This window comes from Microbacterium tumbae (assembly GCF_054780175.1).
In genome coordinates, this window is the sequence record NZ_BAAGWV010000002.1 from 865,028 (window position 1) to 885,963 (window position 20,936).

Consider the following 20,936-nt stretch of genomic DNA (forward strand, 5'->3'; position numbering starts at 1 on the left):
CCTTCGCCGAGCGCCGATCTCAGCCGACGGCGACGAGGTCGATGATGAAGATGAGGGTCTTCCCGGAGAGGAAGTGTCCGCTGCCCGCAGGACCGTAGGCGAGATGCGGCGGGATGACCAGCTCGCGACGACCGCCGACCTTCATGCCGGGGATGCCGTCCTGCCACCCCTGGATGAGGCCGCGCAGCGGGAACTGGATGGTCTCGCCTCGACCCCAGGAGGAGTCGAACTCCTCGCCGGAGTCGAACTCGACGCCGGCGTAGTGCACGGTGACGGTGTCACCGGGCTTCGCCTCTGCGCCTTCTCCCTCGATGATGTCTCTGACCACGAGCTCCGCGGGAGCGGGACCGGTGGGGGCGTCGAACTCAGGCTTCGTGCGATCAGTCATGACTCCATACAACCCGAGGGTTCCGCAGCGGTCAACGCGAGGGGAGCAGCCGAGAGCGAACACGGCGGGATCGGGCGGTAAGGGGCTCACGACGGCGCGGCCGGTCACGGGTCTCGAGGCGGCGCGCTCGCTCGTGCGTGAGTAGGGACGAGGTTTCGAGGCGCTGCGCTCGCTCCGTCGGGGGAGGCGGAGGCTTCGACTCGCTGCGCTCGCTCAGCAAGACTCAGCGCCCGGTGCTGCGGCGATGCCTGCATGTCTCCCGGGCGCTGAGTTGATCTGAAACCAGGGTGCACCCGGTCCCGCCCCGTGTCAAGAGCGTGATCGGGCCTCAATAGGCGAGCAGCGCCGCCCGTGCCGAGCGGGTGCGCATCAGCAGCGCGTGCTCGTCGGCGGCAGCGAGGGCGTCGCGCCCGGTGATCGCACGCTGCCGGACGGCGGCGAGCGCCGTGGCGTCCTTGATGAACCCGCGCATGATCGGCCGACGGTCGCCCCGGAGCGTTCCCGCCCAGCTGAGACCGACCTTGCGGCCCGCCGGAGTCGCCAGCATCGTCACCTCCTCCGGGGTGAACCAGCCCGCAGCGGCGTACTCGGAGAGCCGCTCGCGGGTGATGCGCGCCTCCTCCCGCCGGAGCGCGATGATCCCGAAGATGAATCCGACGAACAGCGGAACCTGCAGCGTGATGTACAGCAGGAAGAAGTTCGCGAACGTCGCCGACCCGTTCCAGAAGCCGTGCAGCACGATGGCGCCGAGAAGGCCGAGCAGACCGGCGCCGAGGACGCCGCCCGCGGATGCCCCGCGCCGCGCCGCGAGGCCGATCGCGAAGCCGGTCAGCGAGGTGAACATCGCATGCGCGAACGGTGACATCAAGCCTCGCAGCACGAAGGTCACAGTCAGCTGTTCGCCGCCGCCGTCGAGCAGGCTGAGCGCGAAGTACTGGATGTTCTCGGTGAACGCGAACCCGGCCCCCACCAGAGCGCCGTAGACGATGCCGTCGATCGGGCCGTCGAAGGTGCGGCGGGCGATCAGGAAGATCAGGAAGACGCCCACGCCCTTGAAGAACTCCTCGACGATCGGCGCCTGGATCACCGCGCTGAGCTCCAGCGGGATCGGTCCGGCCGCGGACTCGATGCCGACGCCCACGAGCAGGGTGAGGCCGACCGCCGCGATGGCGCCCCAGGCGACGGCGAAGAACACCACGGCCTTCGGCTCCGGCTCCCACCTGTCGATCAGCCGGACGCCGAGGAAGACGATCGTGAGCGGAATGAGGGCGAGGACGAGTCCGACCGTCGACGCGACGGCGCCCAGCGCCCAGACGAAATAGGCGATCAGGGCCAGGAGCACGAAGCCGAGCACTCCGAACAGCCACACCGAGACCGTTCGACCCTTGCGCACCGGCATCGGCAGAGCGGGGATCGCCGCCGCCGGAGCCGGGGGCGCAGGAGCGGCCGGAGGCGTGTAGACGACGGGCTGGGCCAGCGCGGAAGCGTAGAGCGGACGCTGGGTCGCGAAGGCTTGCGGCTGCGGGGCCGGCTGACCGTACTGCGGCTGCGAGGCCGGCTGACCGTACTGCGGCTGCGGCGGCTGGCCGTACTGCGGCGCCTGCTGCTGCGCGGGCGGCGGCGTATAGGGCTGCTGCGGCTGGTGCGGTCCTCCGGTGCTCATGGGGAAATCTTAGGGGCAGGGCTGTCCTGCGAACGCCGGACATCCGGGTAGCGTGGAGGCATGCGCTTCGCCCACCTGCGGCGATCCGACTCGCCCGGCGCCGTGCTCGCGGTGATCGACGGCTCGGACGCCCTCCTCGTATCCGACCTCGTCGATCCCGCTCCGCCGACCCTCCAGCAGCTGATCGAAGGAGGAGACGCCCTGCTCGAGAGCATCCGCTCGGCCGTCGACGACGGCGCGGCCCCGCGGCATCCGCTCGACGGCTTCGGCTTCGCGTCCGCGGTCATCGCTCCCCCGGTCGTCCTGGCGATCGGCCTGAACTATGCGGCGCACTCCAGCGAGCTCGGGCTCAAGACCGACACGGCGCCGACCGTCTTCACGCTGTGGCCCAACTCCCTGACAGGGCATGAGCAGACGACCGGATGGCCCCGCGTCCTGAGCGAGTCGGTGGACTACGAGGCGGAGCTCGGCGTGCTCATCGGCACCCCGGCGAAGGACGTCCGCATCGACGACGCCCTCTCGCACGTCTGGGGCTACACCGTCGTCAACGACATCACCGCCCGCGACATCCAGTTCGCCGAGGCGCAGTGGTCGCGCTGCAAGTCCTTCGACGGCTTCACCCCGACAGGGCCGTTCGTCGTCACCGCCGACGAGATCGCGGACCCGCAGGATCTGCACATCTGGGCGATCGTCGACGGTCACACCGTGCAGGATGCCTCGACCGGTCAGATGGTGCGCTCGGTGGCGAAGCTCATCGCCCATCTGTCCCAGTCGAACACGCTGCTGCCGGGAACGCTCATCTCCACGGGAAGTCCAGGCGGCGCCGGCTACTCCCGCGATCCGCAGATCTTCCTGCGGGACCGCTCCACCGTCACCGTGGGGATCGACGGCATCGGAGAGCTCACCACCCGCTGCCGGATCTACGACTGACCGGCTCCCGGCGCGACCCCTCGTCTCACCCCTTCACGATCGGGATCGCCTGCGTCACGGCCTCCAGGCCCGACAGGCGCGCCGGAGACAGCTGCTTGGTGACCTCTTCACGGGTCATGAGTTCGGCCTCGACGACCAGATCGGCGACGCTGCGGTTGGTCAGCAGCGCCGTCTTGGCGAGGGCGGCCGCCGCCGCATAGCCGATGAACGGGGTGAGCGCGGTGATCACGCCGACGGACGCTCCCACCATCGCCCCCAGGCGGTCGCGGTTCGCCGTGATGCCGTCGACGCAGTTCACGCGCAGCGTCCACATCGCCTGCCGCATCCAGGTGATGGACTGGAAGATCGAGTGCGCGATCACCGGCTCGAAGGCGTTCAGCTGGAGCTGGCCCCCTTCGACGGCCATCGTGACCGTCGCGTCGGCGCCGACCACCGCGAAGGCGACCTGGTTGACCACCTCGGGGATCACCGGATTCACCTTGCCCGGCATGATGCTGGAACCGGCCTGACGGGCCGGCAGGTTGATCTCCCCGAGCCCCGCCTGCGGACCGGAGGAGAGCAGACGCAGATCGTTGCAGATCTTGGAGAGCTTGATCGCATTGCGCTTCAACGAGGACGAGAAGGACATGAAGGCCCCGGTGTCGCTCGTGGACTCGACGAGATCCGTCGCGGTGTCCAGATCCAGGCCGGAGATCTCCCGCAGATGCCTCAGGACCGCCGGCGCGTAGTCGGGATGGGTGGTGATCCCCGTGCCGATCGCCGTGGCTCCCATGTTGATCTCGTACATCAGGGAGGCATTCTCGGCGAGACGGCTGTGGTCCTCCCCCAGCGTCGTCGCGAAGCCGTGGAACTCCTGCCCGAGCGTCATCGGCACGGCATCCTGGAGCTGGGTCCGCCCGACCTTGAGGACATCGTGGAACTCGGCGGCCTTGGCCAGGAAAGAGCGGCGAAGGAGGTCCAGCTCGTCCAGGAGCGACTGCAGGTTGAGGGAGAGGCCGACCTTGATCGCCGTCGGGTACACATCGTTCGTCGACTGGCTGCGGTTGGTGTGGTCGATCGGCGACAGGAAGGCGTAGTCGCCCTTCGGTCGCCCCGCCATCTCGAGCGCGATGTTGGTGATGACCTCGTTCGCGTTCATGTTGGTCGAGGTCCCGGCCCCGCCCTGGATCACGCCCACCGTGAACTGGTCGTGGAACTCGCCGTCGATGACGCGCTGCGCCGCGCCGTCGATCAGGTCGGCCCTCTCGTGATCGAGGACCCCGATCTCGCGGTTCGCCCTCGCGCTGGCCTGCTTGACCATGGCGAGAGCCCTGACCAGATCCGGATAGACCGAGATCGGCCGTTTCGTGATCGGGAAGTTCTCGTCGGCGCGCGCGGTGTGGATGCCCCAATAGGCGTCCACGGGGATCTCCATGCTTCCCAGCGAGTCGGTCTCGGTGCGGGTCTGGGCGGGCGCATCAGCGTTCATTCGTCACATCCTTGTGGGTCGTGGCTGAGTGGGTGGGGGATGCTTCCATCCTAGTGCGCCGCACTCCGCCAGCCGGGCTTGCGGGAGAACGCCTCGAGGCGCTGATCCGGCGTCAGCGCGGCCATCCGCTCCAGCCACTCCTCGGAGAAGAAGTCGCCGGTCTCGGCGTCCACGACGGGCACGACCGTGTGGGCGATGGCGTCCTCGTAGACATGCACGAGCTGGAAGGCCTGGGCCGCGTCCATCCCGTTCACCTCCGCGGCCGGGCGCGCGACGTTCATCGTGTAGCAGGTCGCGGAGGCGACGCTCACCGGCACGCCGGCGAAGGTGCCGTGCGAGGAGTAGTGCAGATGCCCGGCGAGGATGCCGCGGATGTCCGTGCCGCGGACGACCTCGGCCAGCTCGTCCTGATGCCGCAGCTCGAGGATGTCGAAGAGGGGCAGATGGCTCGGGATCGGCGGATGGTGCATGGCGAGCAGCGTCCCGTGCGGCGCGGGCTCCTGCAGGATGTCCGCCAGCCAGGCGAGCTGGGCCTCGTCGATGTCGCCGTGATGCCAGCCGGGCACCGTGGTGTCCAGCGCGATCACGCGCAGGCCGTCCAGGTCCCAGACGCCGGTGACCGGCTGCTCCGTGGCCGCGCCGTCCAGCAGCTCGGCGCGCAGCGTCGGACGCTCGTCGTGGTTGCCCGCCACCCAGACGATCGGAGCTTCGAGCTCGGCGGCCACCGGCTCGACCGCCGCGCGCAGCCGCCGATAGGCGTCCGCCTCCCCCAGGTCGGTCAGATCGCCGGTGACGACGATGGCGCTCGGCGCCGGGTGGACGGCGCGGATCGCGGCCAGGGTGCGGGTGAGAGTGCCCTCGACGTCGAAGCGCCCGGCCAGGTGGGCTCCGCCCGCCAGCAGATGCGGATCGCTGAGATGGATCACCGTGTGCGAAGCCGGCCGATGGCGGCCGAAGACGTAGGGGCCTGGCATGGCCTCAGCCTACGGCGGCCCACCGTCATCGCGCCGGATGCCCCCGCGCGTGCTGCCGGACTCGTCGGTACTCAGTGCCCGACGACGATGAGGAGGATGCCGGCCACGACCGCGAGCGCGCACAGCGCGAAGCATCCGTAGGCGCCGAACAGCGCGAGTCGCTTCTGGCCGTCGGTCAGAGGGCTCTTCTTGGCCGCCTTCGCCGCCTGCTTCTCGGCGCGCTTGAGCTCCTTCTCGGTGATGACCGTGATCGCGTCGGTGAACTCCGCGGGGCTCACCACCGGGGCGTGTCCGCTGCGGACCAGGAGCCGCAGGCCGAGGGCGTAGAAGGTCACGATCGCCGCCGCGCCGATGAGAGCGGCCGCGAACACCTGGAGGAAGGCCAGCCAGTCGATGGAGACGCTCATTCTCCGGCCCCCTTCGTCGACGACGCGCCGTTCCTGCGGCTCTTCGCCATCGCCTTGGCATCGGCCTTCGCCTTCTGCCTGGCCTTCGCCTCCGCGCGCGCCCGTTCGATGCGCTGCTGACGCCGCGTCGGCGGCGGCGTGTCCGGCAGCTCGACGGCGAGGCCGGACTCCGCGACGTCGCTCATGGCGTTCGCGTGGGTGACCGCGTTGCGGCGCGAGCGCAGGAACAGGACGAGGATGATCGCGAGCGCGAGCACGGCGTCGATCGCGACGCCCCAATGTCCCAGCCAGACGACCAGGAGCGCGGCGAAGGCGCCGACGGCGCCCGCCGCCGGCAGTGTGAGCAGCCAGCCGATCGCGATGCGCCCCGCGGTCCGCCAGCGCACGGTCGAGCCGCGGCGCCCCAGGCCGGAGCCGATCACGGAACCGGATGCCACCTGCGTCGTCGAGAGCGCGAAGCCGAGGGCGCTGGAGGCCAGGATGGTCGCGGCGGTGGAGCTCTCGGCCGCGAAGCCCTGCGCCGGCTTGACATCGGTGAGTCCCCGGCCGAGCGTGCGGATGATCCGCCAGCCGCCGAGGTAGGTGCCCAGCGCGATCGTGAAGGCACAGGCGAGGATGACCCAGAACTCGGGCTCGTGGTGCTCGCCGGACTGCCACCCGATCGTGATGAGGGCGAGCGTGATCACGCCCATCGTCTTCTGGGCGTCGTTCGTGCCGTGCGCGAGGGCGACGAGCGAGGAGGTGAAGATCTGCCCCCAGCGGAAGCCGTCGCGGCCGTCCGGCTTGTTGTCGTAGCGGCGGGTGATCGAGTACGCGATCTTCGTCGCGACGTACGCGATGATCCCCGCCGTGACGGGGGCGATCAGCGCAGGCAGGACGATCTTCGAGAGCACCATCCCGAAGTCGATGCCGCCGAGGCCGGCTCCGACGAGCGTCGCGCCGATCAGGCCGCCGAACAGCGCATGGGAGGAGCTGGAGGGAAGGCCCAGCAGCCAGGTGAGCATGTTCCACGTGATGGCGCCGATGAGGCCGGCGAAGATCAGGGCGAGGAAGAGGTCGGCGCCGGCGTCCAGGATCGCGTCCTCGCGGATGATGCCGCCGGAGATCGTCTTGGACACCTCGGTGGAGAGGAAGGCGCCGACGAGGTTGAGGCAGGCCGCGAGCAGGACGGCGGTCCTCGGCTTCAGCGCGCCCGTGGCGATCGGCGTGGCCATCGCGTTCGCGGTGTCGTGAAAGCCGTTCGTGAAGTCGAAGAAGAGTGCCAGCAGGATCACCAGCACGACGATGAGGGCTGCGGTTTCCACCGTTCGCTTTCGGTCGTTGAGGAAGAGGAGGATGTCGACGTGATCGACGTGGTGAACGAAGAGTTCACCGCGGGTTTTACTTCCGTTAACCGGCCCCGGAAAATCCTCCCACCCTCCTCCGCCCTGGTCAACTCGGGCCCGGCTAGCGTAGAGGGGTGACCGATGCTCCCCGCGCCGCACGGCGCTCCCACCTCCGCACCCATCACGGCGACACGTTCGACGACCCCTACGAGTGGCTGCGGGACAAGGAATCCCCCGACGTGATCGCGCATCTCGAAGCCGAGAACGCCCACACGGACGCCGTCACCGCGCCGCTCGCTCCGCTGCGCGAGCGGATCTTCGAGGAGATCAAGGATCGCGTGCAGGAGACCGATCTCTCCGTGCCGACGCGCCGGGGCGACTGGTGGTACTACAGCCGTACCGAGGAGGGCTCGCAGTACGGCATCCACTGCCGCGCCGCAGCGCTGCCGGACGACTGGACTCCCCCTGTGCTCGAGCCGGGCGTCCCGGTGCCGGGCGAGGAGATCCTCCTGGACGGGAACGCGGAGGCCGAAGGCCACGAGTTCTTCTCGCTCGGCTCCTTCGCGACGACGGATGACGCGACGAAGCTGCTCTGGTCGACCGACTTCGCCGGCGACGAGCGCTACACCGTGCATGTGCGCGACCTCGTCACCGGCGCGCTGCTGCCGGACGAGATCCCGAACACGGGCGGCGCCTTCTTCACCCCGGACGGCACCGGCATCCTGTACACGACGATGGACGACGCCTGGCGCCCCGACACGCTCTGGCTGCACCGGCTGGGCGCCCCCGTGGCGGACGACGTGCAGCTCTTCCACGAGCCGGATGAGCGGTTCTGGCTCGGCGCGGGCATCACCCGCAGCCGCAGGTACCTGGTGATCGGCATCGGGTCGAGCATCACGAGCGAGGAGCGCATCGTCGACCTCGCAGGCTCCATCGCCGCCGAGCCGCGCCTGGTGTGGCCGCGTAGCGAGGGCGTCGAGTACTCGATCGAGCATGCCGTCGTCGACGGGGAGGATCGACTGTACATCCTGCACAACCAGGACGCGCTCGACTTCGAGCTCGTCTCGGTCGCGGTGTCGGACCCGCAGGGCGAACGGCACGTCGTGGTGCCCCACTCCCCTGGCCGACGCCTGCTCGGCATGGACGCGTTCCGCGACTTCGCCACCGTCGAATACCGCAGCGAGGGACTCGAGCGCGTCGGCCTGCTCGACTACGCCACGGACGCCGTCGACGAGCTCGCCTTCGAGGAGCCGCTGTACTCCGCCGGAGTCAGCGGCAATCCGGAGTGGCATTCGCCCTTCCTCCGCCTGGGCTACGGCTCCTTCGTGACGCCGGGCACGGTGTACGATCTCGATCTGGCCACCCGTGAGCTGGTCATGCGCAAGCGGCAGCCCGTGCTCGGCGGCTACGATCCCTCCGAGTACGGCCAGGAGCGCGCATGGGCCACGGCGACCGACGGCACGAAGGTGCCGATCTCGCTGGTGTGGAAGCGCTCCTTCGGCGATCCGGGAGAGGCCGTGCGGCCGCTCCACCTGTACGGATACGGCTCGTACGAGCACTCCATCGACCCCGGCTTCTCCGTCGCGCGGCTCAGCGAGCTCGACCGCGGCGTGATCTTCGCCGTCGCGCATGTGCGCGGCGGCGGCGAGATGGGCCGGCATTGGTACGAGGACGGCAAGCTGCTGCGCAAGCGCAACACCTTCACGGACTTCGTCGCGGTGGCGCGGCACCTGGTCGACACGGGGGTGACGGCGCCATCGAAGCTCGTCGCAGAGGGCGGCAGCGCCGGCGGGCTCCTCATGGGCGCCGTGGCCAATCTCGCGCCGGAGCTGTTCGCCGGCGTCCTCGCCTCCGTGCCCTTCGTCGACCCGCTGACGACGATCCTCGACCCCTCGCTCCCCCTCACGGTCATCGAGTGGGACGAGTGGGGCGATCCCCTGCACGACCCGGAGGTGTACGCCTACATGAAGACGTACTCGCCGTACGAGAACGTGCGCGACGGGGTCGCGTATCCCGGCATCCTGGCGATGACCTCGCTCAACGACACGCGCGTGCACTATGTCGAGCCGGCGAAATGGGTCGCGCGCCTGCGCGAGGCCGGGGCGTCCGACGTGCTCCTGAAGTGCGAGATGGTCGCCGGCCACGGCGGCGTCAGCGGCCGGTACAACTCCTGGCGTGAGCGCGCCTTCGAGCTCGCCTGGATGCTGGATGTTCTGGATCTGTCCTAGCCCCCCCTGTCCCACTCCCCCCTCTCCCCTCTCCCCTCTCCCCTCTCCGGTGATTCGGTCACACTTCGGGCGGGTTGAACCGTGATGAAGCCGCCTGAGGTGTGACCGGTCTCAGGATGCGGGGACGCCCGCGGCGACCAGAGGATGCACGAGGTCGCCGGAGGTGTGACCGGACCACTCGGCCTGCACAGGGAGACGCCGGGAGGCGGCCTCCACAATTTCCGGTTTGGTGAGGCGGAGTGCGGTGGGATGGAGGGCATGAATCGAGCCCAGCCCCTACCGGCGTCGCTGCGCGGACGCGCCTTCCACATCGCCGAGGCGCACGGAGAAGGCGTCGCGCGCTCGCGGCTGCGTGCCGCCGATCTCGTCATCCCCACCCGGGGCGTCCGCGCGCCGCGAGCGGTCCGAACCGTGCCCGATGCCGAGTACCGGACGCCGTCCGAGCGGATGCGGCAGCTGAAGGCCGATCTCCTCCGGCGCGCACAGGAGTTCGGCCCCGCCCTCACCGACGACCAGTTCTACAGCGGCAGCACGGGGCTCCTCCTGCTGGAATCGCCGATCCCGTACACGCGGACCGGTCAGCTGCAGCTGCACGTCTCGGCTCGCCGTCCAGCGGGGATGCCTCGGCGCACCGGAATCGTCGGGCACCGACTGGTCTCGCGCCCGCCGGCGCGCTGGGTGGCGAACGGGCTCCCGATCGAGCATCCCGCACGGATGTGGCGTCAGGTCGCCCGGGAATGGTCGATCGACGATCTGATCGTCGCCGCCGATCATCTGGTGCTGCCTCGCCGCCGGCTGATCGCTCTCGATGACCTGCGCGCCGAGATCGCGGCATCCGCGTACGGGAGCGCGCCCCTGCTGCGCGCCATCGCCGAGGTCCGTCCCGGAGCGGAGAGCCCGGAGGAGACACGACTCCGCCTTGTCCTCACGCGCGCCGGTCTGCCACGGCCCGAGGTGAACTGGGGGCTGCGCGACCTCGGCGGACGCTTCATCGCGCGCCTGGACCTCGCCTGGCCGCGCTATCGCGTCGGAGGCGAGGACGACGGACGCGTGCACGCCTTCGACGACGATCAGTTCGCCCGTGACGCCGATCGTTGGGATGAGATCCGTCACACGGATTGGGAGCTCGTCCGCGTCCTGAGCCACCATCTGCGCCCCGATCCGCAGGTCGCCGTCGACATGGTCGGCCGCGCGCTGTTCGACGCGGGCTGGCGGCCCGGCCGCGATTGACCGAAGTCACCGGGAGCGTGACCAAACCACGCAGACCGGCACACGAAGGGCGAGATCTTGCCTTCAAAAGCCGCCCGGAGCGTGACGACATCGCATAGGGCGGCACATTACCGGCGAGATCGACGCGGTCCACCCCGCCAGAAGTGTGACCGGGAGCAGGCAGATGCCGGGGTCAGCCGAAGAGCGCCGCGGCCTCGTCGTAGCGATAGCGCGGGACGGTGTTCAGCTCGCCCAGGGCGTCCGCGAAGGGCACCCGGACGATGTCGGTGCCCTTCATCGCCACCATCTGGCCCCATGCGCCGTCCACGATCGCATCGGCGGCATGCAGTCCGAGGCGCGTCGCCAGCACCCGGTCGAACGCCGAGGGCGAACCCCCGCGCTGGATGTGACCGAGGATCGTGGCGCGCGTCTCGATGCCCGTGATCCGCTCGATCTCCGGAGCGAGCTGATCGCCGATGCCGCCGAGGCGCGGGCGGTTGAACGCGTCCAGTCCCTTGTCGCTGTACGCCTCGTCCATGCCCTTGAGCTTGAAGCCCTCGGAGACGACGACGAGCGGGGCACGACCGCGGTCGTGCGCGCTCGAGACGAGGGCGGCGATGTCGTCGATCGACATCGGCACCTCCGGGATGCAGATCACGTGAGCGCCGGCGGCCATGCCCGCGTGCAGCGCGATCCAGCCGACATGACGCCCCATGACCTCGGCGACCATGCAGCGCTGATGCGAGTCGCCGGTGGTGCGCAGGCGATCCATCGCGTCCGTGGCGATGTTGACCGCGGTGTCGAATCCGAAGGAGTAGTCCGTCGCCTGGAGATCGTTGTCGATCGTCTTCGGGACGCCGAGGACTTTGATGCCGTCCTTCGCGAGCCGATCCGCCGCAGCGAGGGTCCCCTCGCCGCCGATCGCGACGATGCCGTCGATCTTGTGCCCGTAGAGCGTCTTGGCGATGTTCTCGGCGCCCCCGCGCTCCCCCTCGTACGGATTCGTGCGGCTGGTGCCGAGGATGGTCCCGCCGACCTTCGAGAGACCCTTCACCTCGTGGCGCGTGAGGGGCATGAAGTCGCCCTCGACCACGCCGCGCCAGCCGTCCCGGATACCGACGAACTCGAGGTCGTACGCCGTGGTGCCCTTGAGCACGATGCCGCGGATCACCGCGTTGAGGCCGGGGCAGTCGCCGCCAGACGTGAGGATGCCGATCTTCATGCTGCTGCCTTCACACATTCGGGTAGGAGGAGGGGACGAGGCGATGCTGCCCGTCTCCGACCCTAGCGTCGAAGACGCTCCGGCGCCATTCGACCGCAATGAAAACCCGCGTTCTTACCCATGGATCCGGTCAATCTCAGCGATCTTCGCCCGATCAGCCCAAAATGCATCCGAAAACCGTTCAAGAACAGAGATTCTTTCCAGTCCTCACTCCCTGCCCAGCGCCTCGCGCAGCAGATGCATGAGAGCCGCCAGCTGCACCGACTCGCTCGCGGTCTCGTCGACCGCCTCGCCGTCCAGCGCACGAGCTGCAAGACCCTGCTTCTGATCGATGAGCTCGGCGATCTTGGTGTCGATCGTGTGCGCCGCGATGATGCGCCATGCGGTGACCGGCTCGTCCTGTCCGATGCGGTGCACCCGGTCGATCGCCTGGGTCTGCTCGGCCGCCGTCCAGCTCAACTCGGCGAGCACGACGTTCGACGCCGCCTGGAGGTTCAGGCCGACGCCCGCCGCGGTGAGCGAGCAGACCGCGATCCCGACGCCGTCATCGCCGTTGAAGTCGTCGATGGCCTGCTGGCGAGCGGGCGTCGTCTGGTCGCCGCGGATCGAGACGTAGCGGATGCCGGAGGCGGCGAAGTGCGCCTCCGCCTGGTCCATCACGTCGATGTGCTTCGCGAAGAACACGACCTTGCCGACCGAGCGCTGCAGCTGCGCGGCGTAGTCCGCGGCCAGCTGAGCCTTGGCCTGGCCGATCCTGCGCACCATCGTGAAGACGTTGTCTCCCCCGGTCCCCGCGGCCTTGGACTCCTCGAGCTCATTGTGGGCGACGAGGCGGACGATGTCGTCGTCGATCTCGCCTGGGGCGAGGCCGCGGTCTCCCCTGGCCTCGAGAATCCGGCGGTACTTCGCGGCGAGCCGTGCGCCGAGCTCGCGCTCGGCCTGGCGGATGCCGCGCCCGAACTCGTCGTCCAGCTGCACCGGCAGGTCCGCGACGAGCTTGTCCGGGAGATCGGCCGCGACGTCCTTCTTCTTGCGGCGCACGATGCCCATCGAGATGACGGCGTCCCGCGCCTCCGCATAGAAGGCCTTGTCCGCGGGAGTGAGCCCGGTGGCGTCGAGCTTCTCCATGAGCTCCGGTCCCGGCTTGTCGCCGGTGGTCCAGCCCAGGAACCGCCAGATCGCGTCGAAGTCCTCGACGTCGTTGATCAGCGGCGTACCGGTGAGCGCCAGCATGAGCGGGTCTCCGCCCGGCGTCTGAGCACGGACGCGCGAGGCGAGCGCCAGGACGTTCTGCGAACGCTGCGAGGTGAGGTTCTTGATGAAGTGCGCCTCGTCCACGACCATGCCCCGCAGGCCGATCGAGCCGAGCCACGAGAGATGCCTGTCGAGGATCTCGTAGTTGACGATGAACACGTCTGCGAAGGCGTCGATGTCGCCGCCGTCGCCCTGGATCACCGTCGCGCGGCGCTGCGGCGTCCATCGCTCGACCTCGCGCGCCCAGTTCATCTTCACGACGTTCGGCACGACGGCCAGCAGCGGGTAGGCGCCGGCGACGGATGCCGCGAGGGCGGACTGCGCCGTCTTGCCGAGACCGGGCTCGTCCGCGAGCAGGAAGCTGCGGTGACCGGCACGCACCGCCTCGAGGAACCGCGACTGATGCGCCATGACCTCGAGGCCCTTGGGCGAGACGTGGTCGAACTCGGGCGTGGGCGGCAGCTCCATGCTCGCCGACGCGCCGCCCGCCCCGGTCTCGAACGCCTTGTAGAGCGGGCCCATCAGCTCCCAGCCGTCCAGTCTGCGGCGCGGCGTCGTCGCGGGTCGCGGCGTCAGATCAGGAGCGAGGAAAGGGCTCGCGAGCTGCCGCGACTCCACGGAGGGCGGGGTCACCTGACGTTCAGCGGCCGCGGCCGGCACCACGGTCGGCACCTGGATGACGGGAACCACGTCGGCGATGATGAGCTCCTCGGGGGCGAGCTCCGCACCCGACTCCAACAGCCAGTCGCGGCGCATGCGCTTGGCGACCGGGGTCGTCGCGGAGTCCGCCTCGAGCAGCTGGATGAGAGAGGTGTCGCGAGCCGCCGTCTTGGCGAGGATCGTCGCGACGCCGTCGAGACGCTTGAGCAGCTCGGCGCGCGCCGCATCGGCGATCTGGGCGTCGGCCTTCACCCTCGCACGCTCCTCGCGCACGAGGAACGCGATCACCTGGAACTTGACCCGGTTCGTGGGCCCCAGCTTCCCGCGCTGGGCCTTCGCCTCGACCTCGCGGACCTTGCGCGCGAGGATCGGGATCAGGGGTGCCTCGTCGTCTCGACGGGACGTCTTCCTTCGCCGCGTGGCGGCGGTTGCCGTAGTCGGCATGCTCCTCCTGAGCGTGAATCCCGGAGCGCCGCAGATGGCGTCCGAGCCGTTCTCGATATCCGCGTGTGGCGCCAGCCAGGACCCTGCGGACGTGCTGCCCGGCTCCGGCCGCGCCCATCGGAACTGGACGCTCGCGGAACCTAAGCCTATTTTACGCCATCGGCACGGATGCGGACGTCGCTGCGTGCGCATCGGCGCGGCGCGGATCGCGGATGCGCCGGCGGAGGGCGTCGTGCCGGCGGAGGAACGTGCACGGCGCGCAGGGGATGCGGGTGCGCAGGGGACCCCTTCCGCCGGATGCCGGTCAGCGCGTCATGCCCTCCGGATCGGCGGCGAGCAGCGCCCTGACGTCCCTGACGTCCGCCGCGATCTGATCCTTGAGCTTCTCGATCCCCTCGAAGGCGACCATGCCGCGCAGGCGCGCAGTGAAGCGCACGGTGACGTCGTGACCGTACAGGTCCAGCCCGTCCACATCGAGCAGATGCGCCTCCACCTGACGGACCGGGACGTCGTCGAAGGTCGGATTCGTGCCGACGGACACCGCGGCCGGGTAGCTCTCCCCCGTGTCGTGATCGGTCAGCCATCCGGCGTAGATGCCGTCCGCCGGCACGAGCGCGTCGACCGTCTCGGACAGGTTCGCCGTCGGGAATCCGAGCTCGCGACCGCGTTTGAGGCCGTGCACGACCTCTCCTCGGAGGTCGACGGGACGACCGAGGACCTCGGCGGCGGTGCTGACGTCGCCCGCGGCGAGCAGCTCGCGGATCCAGCTGGACGACACGCGCCGGTCGGAGCCGGGGAGGAAGACCTCCTCGACGACGTCGACCGTGAAGCCGAACCTCGGACCGAGCTCGCGCAGGAGCGCGGGGTCCCCTGCTCCTCCCCGACCGAACCGGAAGTCCTCGCCGACGAGGACGGTCTCGACCTTCAGCGCGTCGACGAGGATCTCCTCGACGAAGGCGGTCGCCTCACGCCCGGCCATCTCCGCGTCGAAGGTGAGCACGAGGACCGCATCCAGGTCGAGCTCGCCGAGCAGCTCGAGCTTGCGCTCCGTGCTGACGACGTTGTCCGGGCATCGCTCGGGACGGATGACGGCGAGCGGATTGCGATCGAAGGTGACGGCGACAGAGCGCGCACCGGTGGTCTCGGCATCCTCGATCAGCCGCGCGATGACCGCACGATGACCGGCGTGGACCCCGTCGAACTTGCCGATCGCGACGACCGACGGGCCGAAGTCCGCCGGGATATCCGCGGGATCGCGGAAGACGATCATGCCGCGGCCTTCCCCGGGCGGTGCGTGCGCAGCCACCACAGGCCGGCCACGGGCAGCACGAGCGGGACGAAGACGTAGCCGCGGCCGTACAGCGACCACACCGTCTCGTGCTGGAACAGCTCGGGGAGCACGAGGCTCAGAGTGCCGACGACGAGCACTCCGGTCAGCTCGAACACGATCGCGACCCAGGCGACGGTGTACCAGCCGCGTCGGGCCGAGAGCACGAGAGCGAGGGTCGCGAGGATGTAGACGACGGCGGCGACGGCGGAGAGGCCGTAGCTCAGCGGCGCCTCATCGAAACGCTGCACGATCTGCACGAGACTGCGTCCCGTCGCCGCCAGGGCCATGACGGCGTAGACGATCACGAGGACACGGCCGATGCCGGTCATCTTGGCGCGGGTGACGGAGTTGCTCATAGCGCCTACCAGTTTAGGTGCGCCGGAGACCTGCGGATGCCGCGCGCGGTCACGCGGGGACCCTCATCGCGATCAGGCGATCTGGATGGTCCAGATCACGTGCATGCGCCACACCATGATCGCGATCGCCAGGGCGACCACGCCGAGGATCACCGTGCTCCATCTGCTGCGCTCCATGAGCGCCCAGATCACGCCGCCGACCGGCAGCAGCACCGCGGACACCAGATAGACCCAGTACTCCAGCAGGTCTCCCGTCGGCGGATTGCCGGCCAACGGCGCGACGATCGCGACGACGACCTGGACCACGAGGAGCAGCTCGACGAGGGCCAGGGCCCCCACGCTGAAGTCGCTGGGACGCCTGCCGAGGAGCCCGGCGCCGAGGCAGAACAGCCCGGCGGCGACCGCCACGACGATCTGCACGATGGTGAGCCACGGGATCATGAGTTGCGCTCCGGCATGTTCATCGCGCTCTTCAGGTCCGCGCCGCGCCGTTCGACGATGCCGACGAGAAGCCCGTCCGCGTCGACGGCGGCCGCGCGCACGCCGTCGAGCCTGGGCGCCGCGCCGGGGAGGCGCTTGCCGTGTCGCAGATCCCGCGCCTCGTCGGCCGTGACGTCGAGCCGCTGCAGGATCATGCCCGCCGCCTCGGCGGGCGCGAGGATGCGGGTCCCCTCGATCGCGTCGACGCCCACGGCATCCGCGACGTCGAAGGAGCCGACCCTCGTGCGACGCAGCGCCGTGAGATGCCCGCCGACGCCGAGCGCCGCCCCGAGGTCGCGCGCGAGCGCACGGATGTACGTCCCCGACGAGCAGTCGACGACGACGTCCAGATCGAGCACGCCGTCGCCGGCCCTGCGGCCCTCGACGTCGAAGCGGGACACCGTCACCTCGCGTGCGGCGAGCTGCACCTGCTCTCCTGCACGCACCCGGTCGTAGGCGCGCCTGCCGTCGATCTTGATGGCCGAGACGGCGCTGGGAACCTGGGAGATCACCCCGGTGAGGGCGGCGATGCCGGCGTCGATGCGATCCGCGGGAACGGCGGAGGCATCCGCGGACCCCGTGATCTCCCCCTCGGCGTCGTCCGTCGTCGTGCTCTGGCCGAGCCGGATCGTGGCCAGGTAGGTCTTGTCGGCTCCCACGATGTAGGTGAGCAGGCGCGTCGCGGCCTCGACTCCGATCACGAGCAGACCGGTCGCCATCGGATCGAGCGTGCCCGCGTGTCCGATCTTGCGGGTCCCGAGCGCACGGCGCGTACGGGCGACGACGTCATGACTGGTCAGGCCGCCCGGCTTGTCGACGAGCAGGATGCCTGGGGAGACCATCCCCCCAGCCTACCGATGACGGCGGGCCGGTCCAGCCGCGGTCCTCGCCTGCGGTCTCCTCTCGCGCCGAGGCCGTCACCGCCGTCTAGGCTGACCTGGTGGCTCCGACATCGACATCCCCCGCGCCGCTCGCCGCGGTGTCGGAGTGGTATCGCACCGCCGCACGGGATCTTCCCTGGCGCCGTCCGGAGTTCCATCGCCGTTACGCGGCGTGGGGGACGCTGGTGAGCGAATTCATGCTGCAGCAGACGCCGGTCGCCCGCGTGATCCCGCACCTCGAGGCATGGCTGGAGCGCTGGCCGACGCCGGCCGACATGGCCGCGGCCTCGCCCGCGGAGGTCGTGACCCAATGGGCGAACCTCGGCTACCCGCGCCGCGCGCTGTGGCTGCACGCCGCCGCGAAGGCGGTGACCGACCGGCATGACGGAATCGTCCCCTCTGACGTCGCAGCGCTCTTGGCCCTTCCCGGCATCGGCGACTACACCGCACGCGCCGTGGCGGTCTTCGCGTATGGCGAGCATCATCCCGTCGTCGACACCAACACCCGACGCGTGCTCGCCAGATCGATCGACGGCGCGGCGCAGCCTGGTCCGCCGTCGCGACGCGATCTGGAGGCGATGTCGGCGCTCCTGCCCGCGTCGGATGCCGGCTCGGCGCTCTTCAACGCCGCGATGATGGAGCTCGGCGCCGTGATCTGCACGGCGCGCGCCCCGCGCTGCGAGAGCTGCCCGCTGGCGGGCGAATGCCGATGGCTGGCTGCCGGACGCCCGGAGGGCGAGGACACCCGCCGCAAGCAGGCGAGATACGAGGGCTCCGATCGGCAGGCGCGCGGCGCCGTGCTGCGCGCGCTGCGCACGGCCGGCCGGCCGATCGACGCGGATGCCGTGATCCCGGACTGGCCGGATGCCGCGCAGCGGGACCGGGCCATCGATTCCCTCATCGCCGACGGGCTCGCCGAGGCGTCGGACGGGATGCTGGCCCTGCCCGCCTGACCGCAGGCCTCAGATGTGCTGATTCGTCCGGTGTGCGAGGACCGTCAGCTCCACGCGCCCGCGGACATCGAGCTTCCCGAACACGTGTCCGGCGTGGACCTCGACGGTGCGGATCGACAGATCCAGGCGTTCCGCGATCTCGCGATTCGCCGCCCCGCCCACGATGAGCATCGCCACCTGCAGCTCGCGCTGCGTCAGCACGTCCGACCACGCCGCACGGCAGGCGGCGAGCGGATCCAGCGCACTCGCCGACGCCGGGGCTGCGGAGCACGCGTCTCCGAGGCGGTCGCCCAGCCTCGCCAGGCGCGCCTCGACCGAGATGCGCCAGGCGTCGGCGCCGGCGTCCGCGAACAGCCGCCTCGCCATCCGCAGATGACGCCGTCCCGCCGCCCGATCGCCCCGGATCACGCAGGTGGTGCCGAGCAGCGCCTCGACCCGCCCGCGGCGGAACGGCGAGCGGATCTGACGGGACTGCTCTGCGATGTCGGCGTACTCGTGCTGCCATGCCGCCGGGACCGTGCCGCGGATCCGATGGCACAGGAGGCGGGCGCGCGCCGCCTCGCCGGGTTCGACGGCATCGTCGTTCGCCATGTGCGGACCGACCTCGTCGATTCCACCGTCGGTGAGGACCGGCGCCGGGGCGCCACGATCGTGCCAGATCCTGGCGTGGTCGGCCGCATCCTCCACCGCTCCGGCGAGATAGGCCTCGATGGCCAGATCCACCTGTGAGTCGAGGCGGATGCCCGGCGGGAGAGAGGCGGTGAGCGACAGGGACAGCCCGGCGGGCCTGCCGTGGACGGCGAGATCGAGCCGGCGCGCGAGGTGAGCGCCGAGTCCGGCGTACGGCAGGGCGACCGGCCATCGTGCCGCGGCGTGCAGAAGCCGTTCCCGCGCGGTCGCGATATCGCCCTGCCAGATGCGCAGCAGCACCTCGGTCACGGCGCGGTACGCCGCCGACAGCGGGCTCTGCTCCGTGCCGGCGAGGAACGGGTCGGAGATCTGCGGCGGCATCGCATCGGACACGGCGAGCATCTCCAGTCCCCCTTCGACGTCTCCGTCCAGGGCAGCGCCGACGGCCGAGGCGATGCTCTGCGACATCGTGGCCGGAGCCTCCTCCGAGACCCGCCCCTCGCGGCTCAGCAGCCAGCACAGGGCCACGGCCGGGTCTCGGATGGCGCCGTCAGCCTGTGCCCTGACATCCGCCTCGCGCGCCTCCTGCAGCCAGGTGCGCATCGCAGGGATCGCCTGCCGCTCCGCGCACAGCACGGCCGCCATCGCCGCGGCCCTCCCCCAGGACGTCCAGGCCCGCTCGTCCCCGCCTCGGGGACGACGCTCGGCCGGATCCTGCATCGGCAGAACCCCCGCGGCCAGCGTCTCGGCGAGGATCAGGCCCGCCATCGCCTCCTCCGTCGACGCCGCGGATGCGGACGAGAACAGGCTGCCGAGCCAGTCCACGGCGTCCTCGACGCGTCCGCTGCCGAGAGCCGCGGTGCCCGCGATCAGTCGCGCGGCATCGGCCTCCTCGCCTCCGGCATGATCGAACACCTCCGTCGCGACGCGGAACGCGCTGTCCAGTTCCCCGTCCTCGGAGAGCCGTCGCGCCACGGGCAGCAGGACGGCTACGGTCTCTGGCCGCTTCACGAGGGCGGCACGGGCCCGGTGCCATGCGGCTCTGACCTCGTCTCCCTGCAGCGCATGCACGACGCTGAGGCGCTCATGGGCGGCGTTCTGCCGCTCTGCGGGCGATGTGCCGAGCATCCACACCCTGAACCGCGGATCCCTCCAGGCGAACCGCCCCGCGGCGACGAGGAGGTGAGCGGACAGCGAAGACGTCAGCAGGTCGGCCGGTGAGCGCCCGGCTGCGGCCAGCAGAGTGCCGACGCTGGAGTCCGTGCTCAGGCTCGCCAGCAGCAGCGTCTCGTGATCCTCGACGGTCAGCGACAGCTGCGAGTACACCGCGGAGATCGGCGGGACGCAGGGCAGGGGCTCCGGCAGGGCCCTCGAGCCGGCCCGCTGCGCGGGGGTCAGCGTCGAGGCGACCTCGCGGATCGTCGGCCCATCGCCGCCGAGCTCCCGATGCAGCTCCGCCGCGACATGCGGCGCAGTCTCGACGCCGAGCGATGCGAGGTCGTCGAGAAGATCCTCGACCCCGGTGTCATCCGCGGCGGCACGGCGACGCCCGAGCGCTGCCCTCGATCCGGCCACGTCCTGCTCCCCCCGAAGCGCCGTCACGTCATCGCGACGGCGCGATCAGGCTAGCAAACGTTTGCCCAGCGCACGAGGGTACGTGTGCCGCTCAGGCCTCTTCGCGCTCCTCGTCGGCGCGGTAGGGATCGGCTTCACCGGCGTGCGTGGCCGTCGAGGCGAGCCTGGCGACCTCGGCATCCCGCTCCTGCGCCTCGCGCAGCAGCGCCGTGATGTGATCGGCGTTCTCGGGCAGCGCATCCGGGATGAACTCCAGCGTCGGCACGAGCCGCGTGCTCAGCTGTCGCCCCACCTCGCTGCGCAGCATCCCGGTCGCCGAGGCCAGCGCGGCGCCGCTGGCCACCCGCTCCTCCTCGGAGCCGAGGACCGTGTAGAACACGCTGGCGTGCTGGAGGTCGCCCGAGACGCGCACGTCTGTGATGGTCACGAATCCCAGACGCGGATCCCGCAGCCCCTTCTCGAGACGCTCGGCGAGGATCACGCGGATGCGATCCGCGAGGCGTGCCTGTCGTTCTCCGGCCATTTCCTTCTCCTCTGTGACGACTGAGGGGCGCCCGCA

18 protein-coding genes are annotated in these 20,936 nt (G+C 70.3%); 4 read left to right on the top strand and 14 right to left on the bottom strand.

The window, feature by feature from the left end; genetic code table 11:
• Positions 1 to 19 precede the first annotated feature (19 nt).
• Together ACYVGQ_RS11530 and ACYVGQ_RS11535 are read right to left on the bottom strand one after the other, a co-directional pair.
• Positions 20 to 388, bottom strand: coding sequence for an FKBP-type peptidyl-prolyl cis-trans isomerase (locus ACYVGQ_RS11530; RefSeq protein WP_460784749.1), 369 nt, complete (start codon positions 386 to 388; stop codon positions 20 to 22).
• Between the two features lie 328 nt (positions 389 to 716).
• Complete coding sequence (locus ACYVGQ_RS11535) at positions 717 to 2,051, bottom strand: PrsW family intramembrane metalloprotease (RefSeq protein ID WP_460784750.1); 1,335 nt, start codon at positions 2,049 to 2,051, stop codon at positions 717 to 719.
• A 60-nt stretch (positions 2,052 to 2,111) separates the two neighbouring features.
• Here ACYVGQ_RS11535 and ACYVGQ_RS11540 point away from each other — a divergent pair, with 60 nt between their 5' ends.
• Positions 2,112 to 2,981, top strand: a complete 870-nt coding sequence (locus tag ACYVGQ_RS11540; RefSeq protein WP_460784751.1) for a fumarylacetoacetate hydrolase family protein — start codon at positions 2,112 to 2,114, stop codon at positions 2,979 to 2,981.
• Positions 2,982 to 3,006: 25 nt separating this feature from the next.
• Here ACYVGQ_RS11540 and ACYVGQ_RS11545 read toward each other — a convergent pair whose 3' ends face one another.
• From ACYVGQ_RS11545 to ACYVGQ_RS11560, 4 genes are all read right to left on the bottom strand, one after another.
• Complete coding sequence (locus tag ACYVGQ_RS11545) at positions 3,007 to 4,449, bottom strand: aspartate ammonia-lyase (RefSeq protein WP_460784752.1); 1,443 nt, start codon at positions 4,447 to 4,449, stop codon at positions 3,007 to 3,009.
• A 50-nt stretch (positions 4,450 to 4,499) separates the two neighbouring features.
• A complete protein-coding gene (locus ACYVGQ_RS11550; protein ID WP_460784753.1) occupies positions 4,500 to 5,423 on the bottom strand; it encodes a metallophosphoesterase in 924 nt (307 codons plus the stop codon).
• Positions 5,424 to 5,494: 71 nt separating this feature from the next.
• A complete protein-coding gene (locus ACYVGQ_RS11555) occupies positions 5,495 to 5,830 on the bottom strand; it encodes a peptidase (RefSeq protein ID WP_460784754.1) in 336 nt (111 codons plus the stop codon).
• Positions 5,827 to 7,134 (bottom strand): inorganic phosphate transporter, encoded by a 1,308-nt coding sequence (locus ACYVGQ_RS11560; RefSeq protein WP_460784755.1) that lies wholly within the window; start codon positions 7,132 to 7,134, stop codon positions 5,827 to 5,829. Before ACYVGQ_RS11560 ends, ACYVGQ_RS11555 begins: the two co-directional genes overlap by 4 nt.
• A 155-nt stretch (positions 7,135 to 7,289) precedes the next feature.
• Here ACYVGQ_RS11560 and ACYVGQ_RS11565 point away from each other — a divergent pair, with 155 nt between their 5' ends.
• Positions 7,290 to 9,383, top strand: coding sequence for a S9 family peptidase (locus ACYVGQ_RS11565; RefSeq protein WP_460784756.1), 2,094 nt, complete (start codon positions 7,290 to 7,292; stop codon positions 9,381 to 9,383).
• 258 nt (positions 9,384 to 9,641) lie between these two features.
• A complete protein-coding gene (locus ACYVGQ_RS11570; protein WP_460784757.1) occupies positions 9,642 to 10,613 on the top strand; it encodes a hypothetical protein in 972 nt (323 codons plus the stop codon).
• 172 nt (positions 10,614 to 10,785) lie between these two features.
• On the opposite strand, the gene ACYVGQ_RS11575 is transcribed toward ACYVGQ_RS11570, so the two are convergent.
• The 6 genes from ACYVGQ_RS11575 to truB all read right to left on the bottom strand — a co-directional run bounded on the left by ACYVGQ_RS11575 (position 10,786) and on the right by truB (position 17,180).
• Positions 10,786 to 11,814, bottom strand: coding sequence for a 6-phosphofructokinase (locus ACYVGQ_RS11575; RefSeq protein ID WP_460784758.1), 1,029 nt, complete (start codon positions 11,812 to 11,814; stop codon positions 10,786 to 10,788).
• Between the two features lie 207 nt (positions 11,815 to 12,021).
• Positions 12,022 to 14,172 (bottom strand): DEAD/DEAH box helicase, encoded by a 2,151-nt coding sequence (locus ACYVGQ_RS11580; protein ID WP_460784759.1) that lies wholly within the window; start codon positions 14,170 to 14,172, stop codon positions 12,022 to 12,024.
• 304 nt (positions 14,173 to 14,476) lie between these two features.
• Positions 14,477 to 15,442, bottom strand: coding sequence for a bifunctional riboflavin kinase/FAD synthetase (locus tag ACYVGQ_RS11585; RefSeq protein WP_460784760.1), 966 nt, complete (start codon positions 15,440 to 15,442; stop codon positions 14,477 to 14,479).
• The gene (locus ACYVGQ_RS11590) at positions 15,439 to 15,858 is read right to left on the bottom strand and encodes a hypothetical protein (protein ID WP_460784761.1); all 420 of its coding nucleotides are present in this window, start codon (positions 15,856 to 15,858) and stop codon (positions 15,439 to 15,441) included. Before ACYVGQ_RS11590 ends, ACYVGQ_RS11585 begins: the two co-directional genes overlap by 4 nt.
• Positions 15,859 to 15,930: 72 nt before the next feature.
• A complete protein-coding gene (locus ACYVGQ_RS11595) occupies positions 15,931 to 16,299 on the bottom strand; it encodes a hypothetical protein (protein WP_460784762.1) in 369 nt (122 codons plus the stop codon).
• Positions 16,296 to 17,180, bottom strand: coding sequence for a tRNA pseudouridine(55) synthase TruB (gene truB / locus ACYVGQ_RS11600; RefSeq protein ID WP_460784763.1), 885 nt, complete (start codon positions 17,178 to 17,180; stop codon positions 16,296 to 16,298). The genes ACYVGQ_RS11595 and truB overlap by 4 nt, the downstream gene beginning before the upstream one ends.
• 98 nt (positions 17,181 to 17,278) lie before the next feature.
• Between truB and ACYVGQ_RS11605 the strand changes: the two genes are divergently transcribed.
• Positions 17,279 to 18,172, top strand: a complete 894-nt coding sequence (locus tag ACYVGQ_RS11605; protein WP_460784764.1) for an HhH-GPD family protein — start codon at positions 17,279 to 17,281, stop codon at positions 18,170 to 18,172.
• A gap of 9 nt (positions 18,173 to 18,181) precedes the next feature.
• On the opposite strand, the gene ACYVGQ_RS11610 is transcribed toward ACYVGQ_RS11605, so the two are convergent.
• Together ACYVGQ_RS11610 and rbfA are read right to left on the bottom strand one after the other, a co-directional pair.
• The gene (locus ACYVGQ_RS11610) at positions 18,182 to 20,377 is read right to left on the bottom strand and encodes a helix-turn-helix transcriptional regulator (RefSeq protein ID WP_460784765.1); all 2,196 of its coding nucleotides are present in this window, start codon (positions 20,375 to 20,377) and stop codon (positions 18,182 to 18,184) included.
• 91 nt (positions 20,378 to 20,468) lie between these two features.
• Complete coding sequence (rbfA, locus tag ACYVGQ_RS11615; RefSeq protein ID WP_460784766.1) at positions 20,469 to 20,900, bottom strand: 30S ribosome-binding factor RbfA; 432 nt, start codon at positions 20,898 to 20,900, stop codon at positions 20,469 to 20,471.
• Positions 20,901 to 20,936: the final 36 nt, after the last annotated feature.

Coding starts and splice junctions, on each gene's coding strand:
- ACYVGQ_RS11540 (WP_460784751.1), top strand. CDS start 2,112: ATGCGCTTCGCCCACCTGCGGCGATCCGACTCGCCCGGCGCCGTGCTC.
- ACYVGQ_RS11555 (WP_460784754.1), bottom strand. CDS start 5,830: ATGAGCGTCTCCATCGACTGGCTGGCCTTCCTCCAGGTGTTCGCGGCC.
- ACYVGQ_RS11580 (WP_460784759.1), bottom strand. CDS start 14,172: ATGCCGACTACGGCAACCGCCGCCACGCGGCGAAGGAAGACGTCCCGT.
- ACYVGQ_RS11550 (WP_460784753.1), bottom strand. CDS start 5,423: ATGCCAGGCCCCTACGTCTTCGGCCGCCATCGGCCGGCTTCGCACACG.
- ACYVGQ_RS11575 (WP_460784758.1), bottom strand. CDS start 11,814: ATGAAGATCGGCATCCTCACGTCTGGCGGCGACTGCCCCGGCCTCAAC.
- ACYVGQ_RS11590 (WP_460784761.1), bottom strand. CDS start 15,858: ATGAGCAACTCCGTCACCCGCGCCAAGATGACCGGCATCGGCCGTGTC.
- ACYVGQ_RS11535 (WP_460784750.1), bottom strand. CDS start 2,051: ATGAGCACCGGAGGACCGCACCAGCCGCAGCAGCCCTATACGCCGCCG.
- truB (WP_460784763.1), bottom strand. CDS start 17,180: ATGGTCTCCCCAGGCATCCTGCTCGTCGACAAGCCGGGCGGCCTGACC.
- ACYVGQ_RS11545 (WP_460784752.1), bottom strand. CDS start 4,449: ATGAACGCTGATGCGCCCGCCCAGACCCGCACCGAGACCGACTCGCTG.
- ACYVGQ_RS11570 (WP_460784757.1), top strand. CDS start 9,642: ATGAATCGAGCCCAGCCCCTACCGGCGTCGCTGCGCGGACGCGCCTTC.
- ACYVGQ_RS11585 (WP_460784760.1), bottom strand. CDS start 15,442: ATGATCGTCTTCCGCGATCCCGCGGATATCCCGGCGGACTTCGGCCCG.
- ACYVGQ_RS11595 (WP_460784762.1), bottom strand. CDS start 16,299: ATGATCCCGTGGCTCACCATCGTGCAGATCGTCGTGGCGGTCGCCGCC.
- rbfA (WP_460784766.1), bottom strand. CDS start 20,900: ATGGCCGGAGAACGACAGGCACGCCTCGCGGATCGCATCCGCGTGATC.
- ACYVGQ_RS11530 (WP_460784749.1), bottom strand. CDS start 388: ATGACTGATCGCACGAAGCCTGAGTTCGACGCCCCCACCGGTCCCGCT.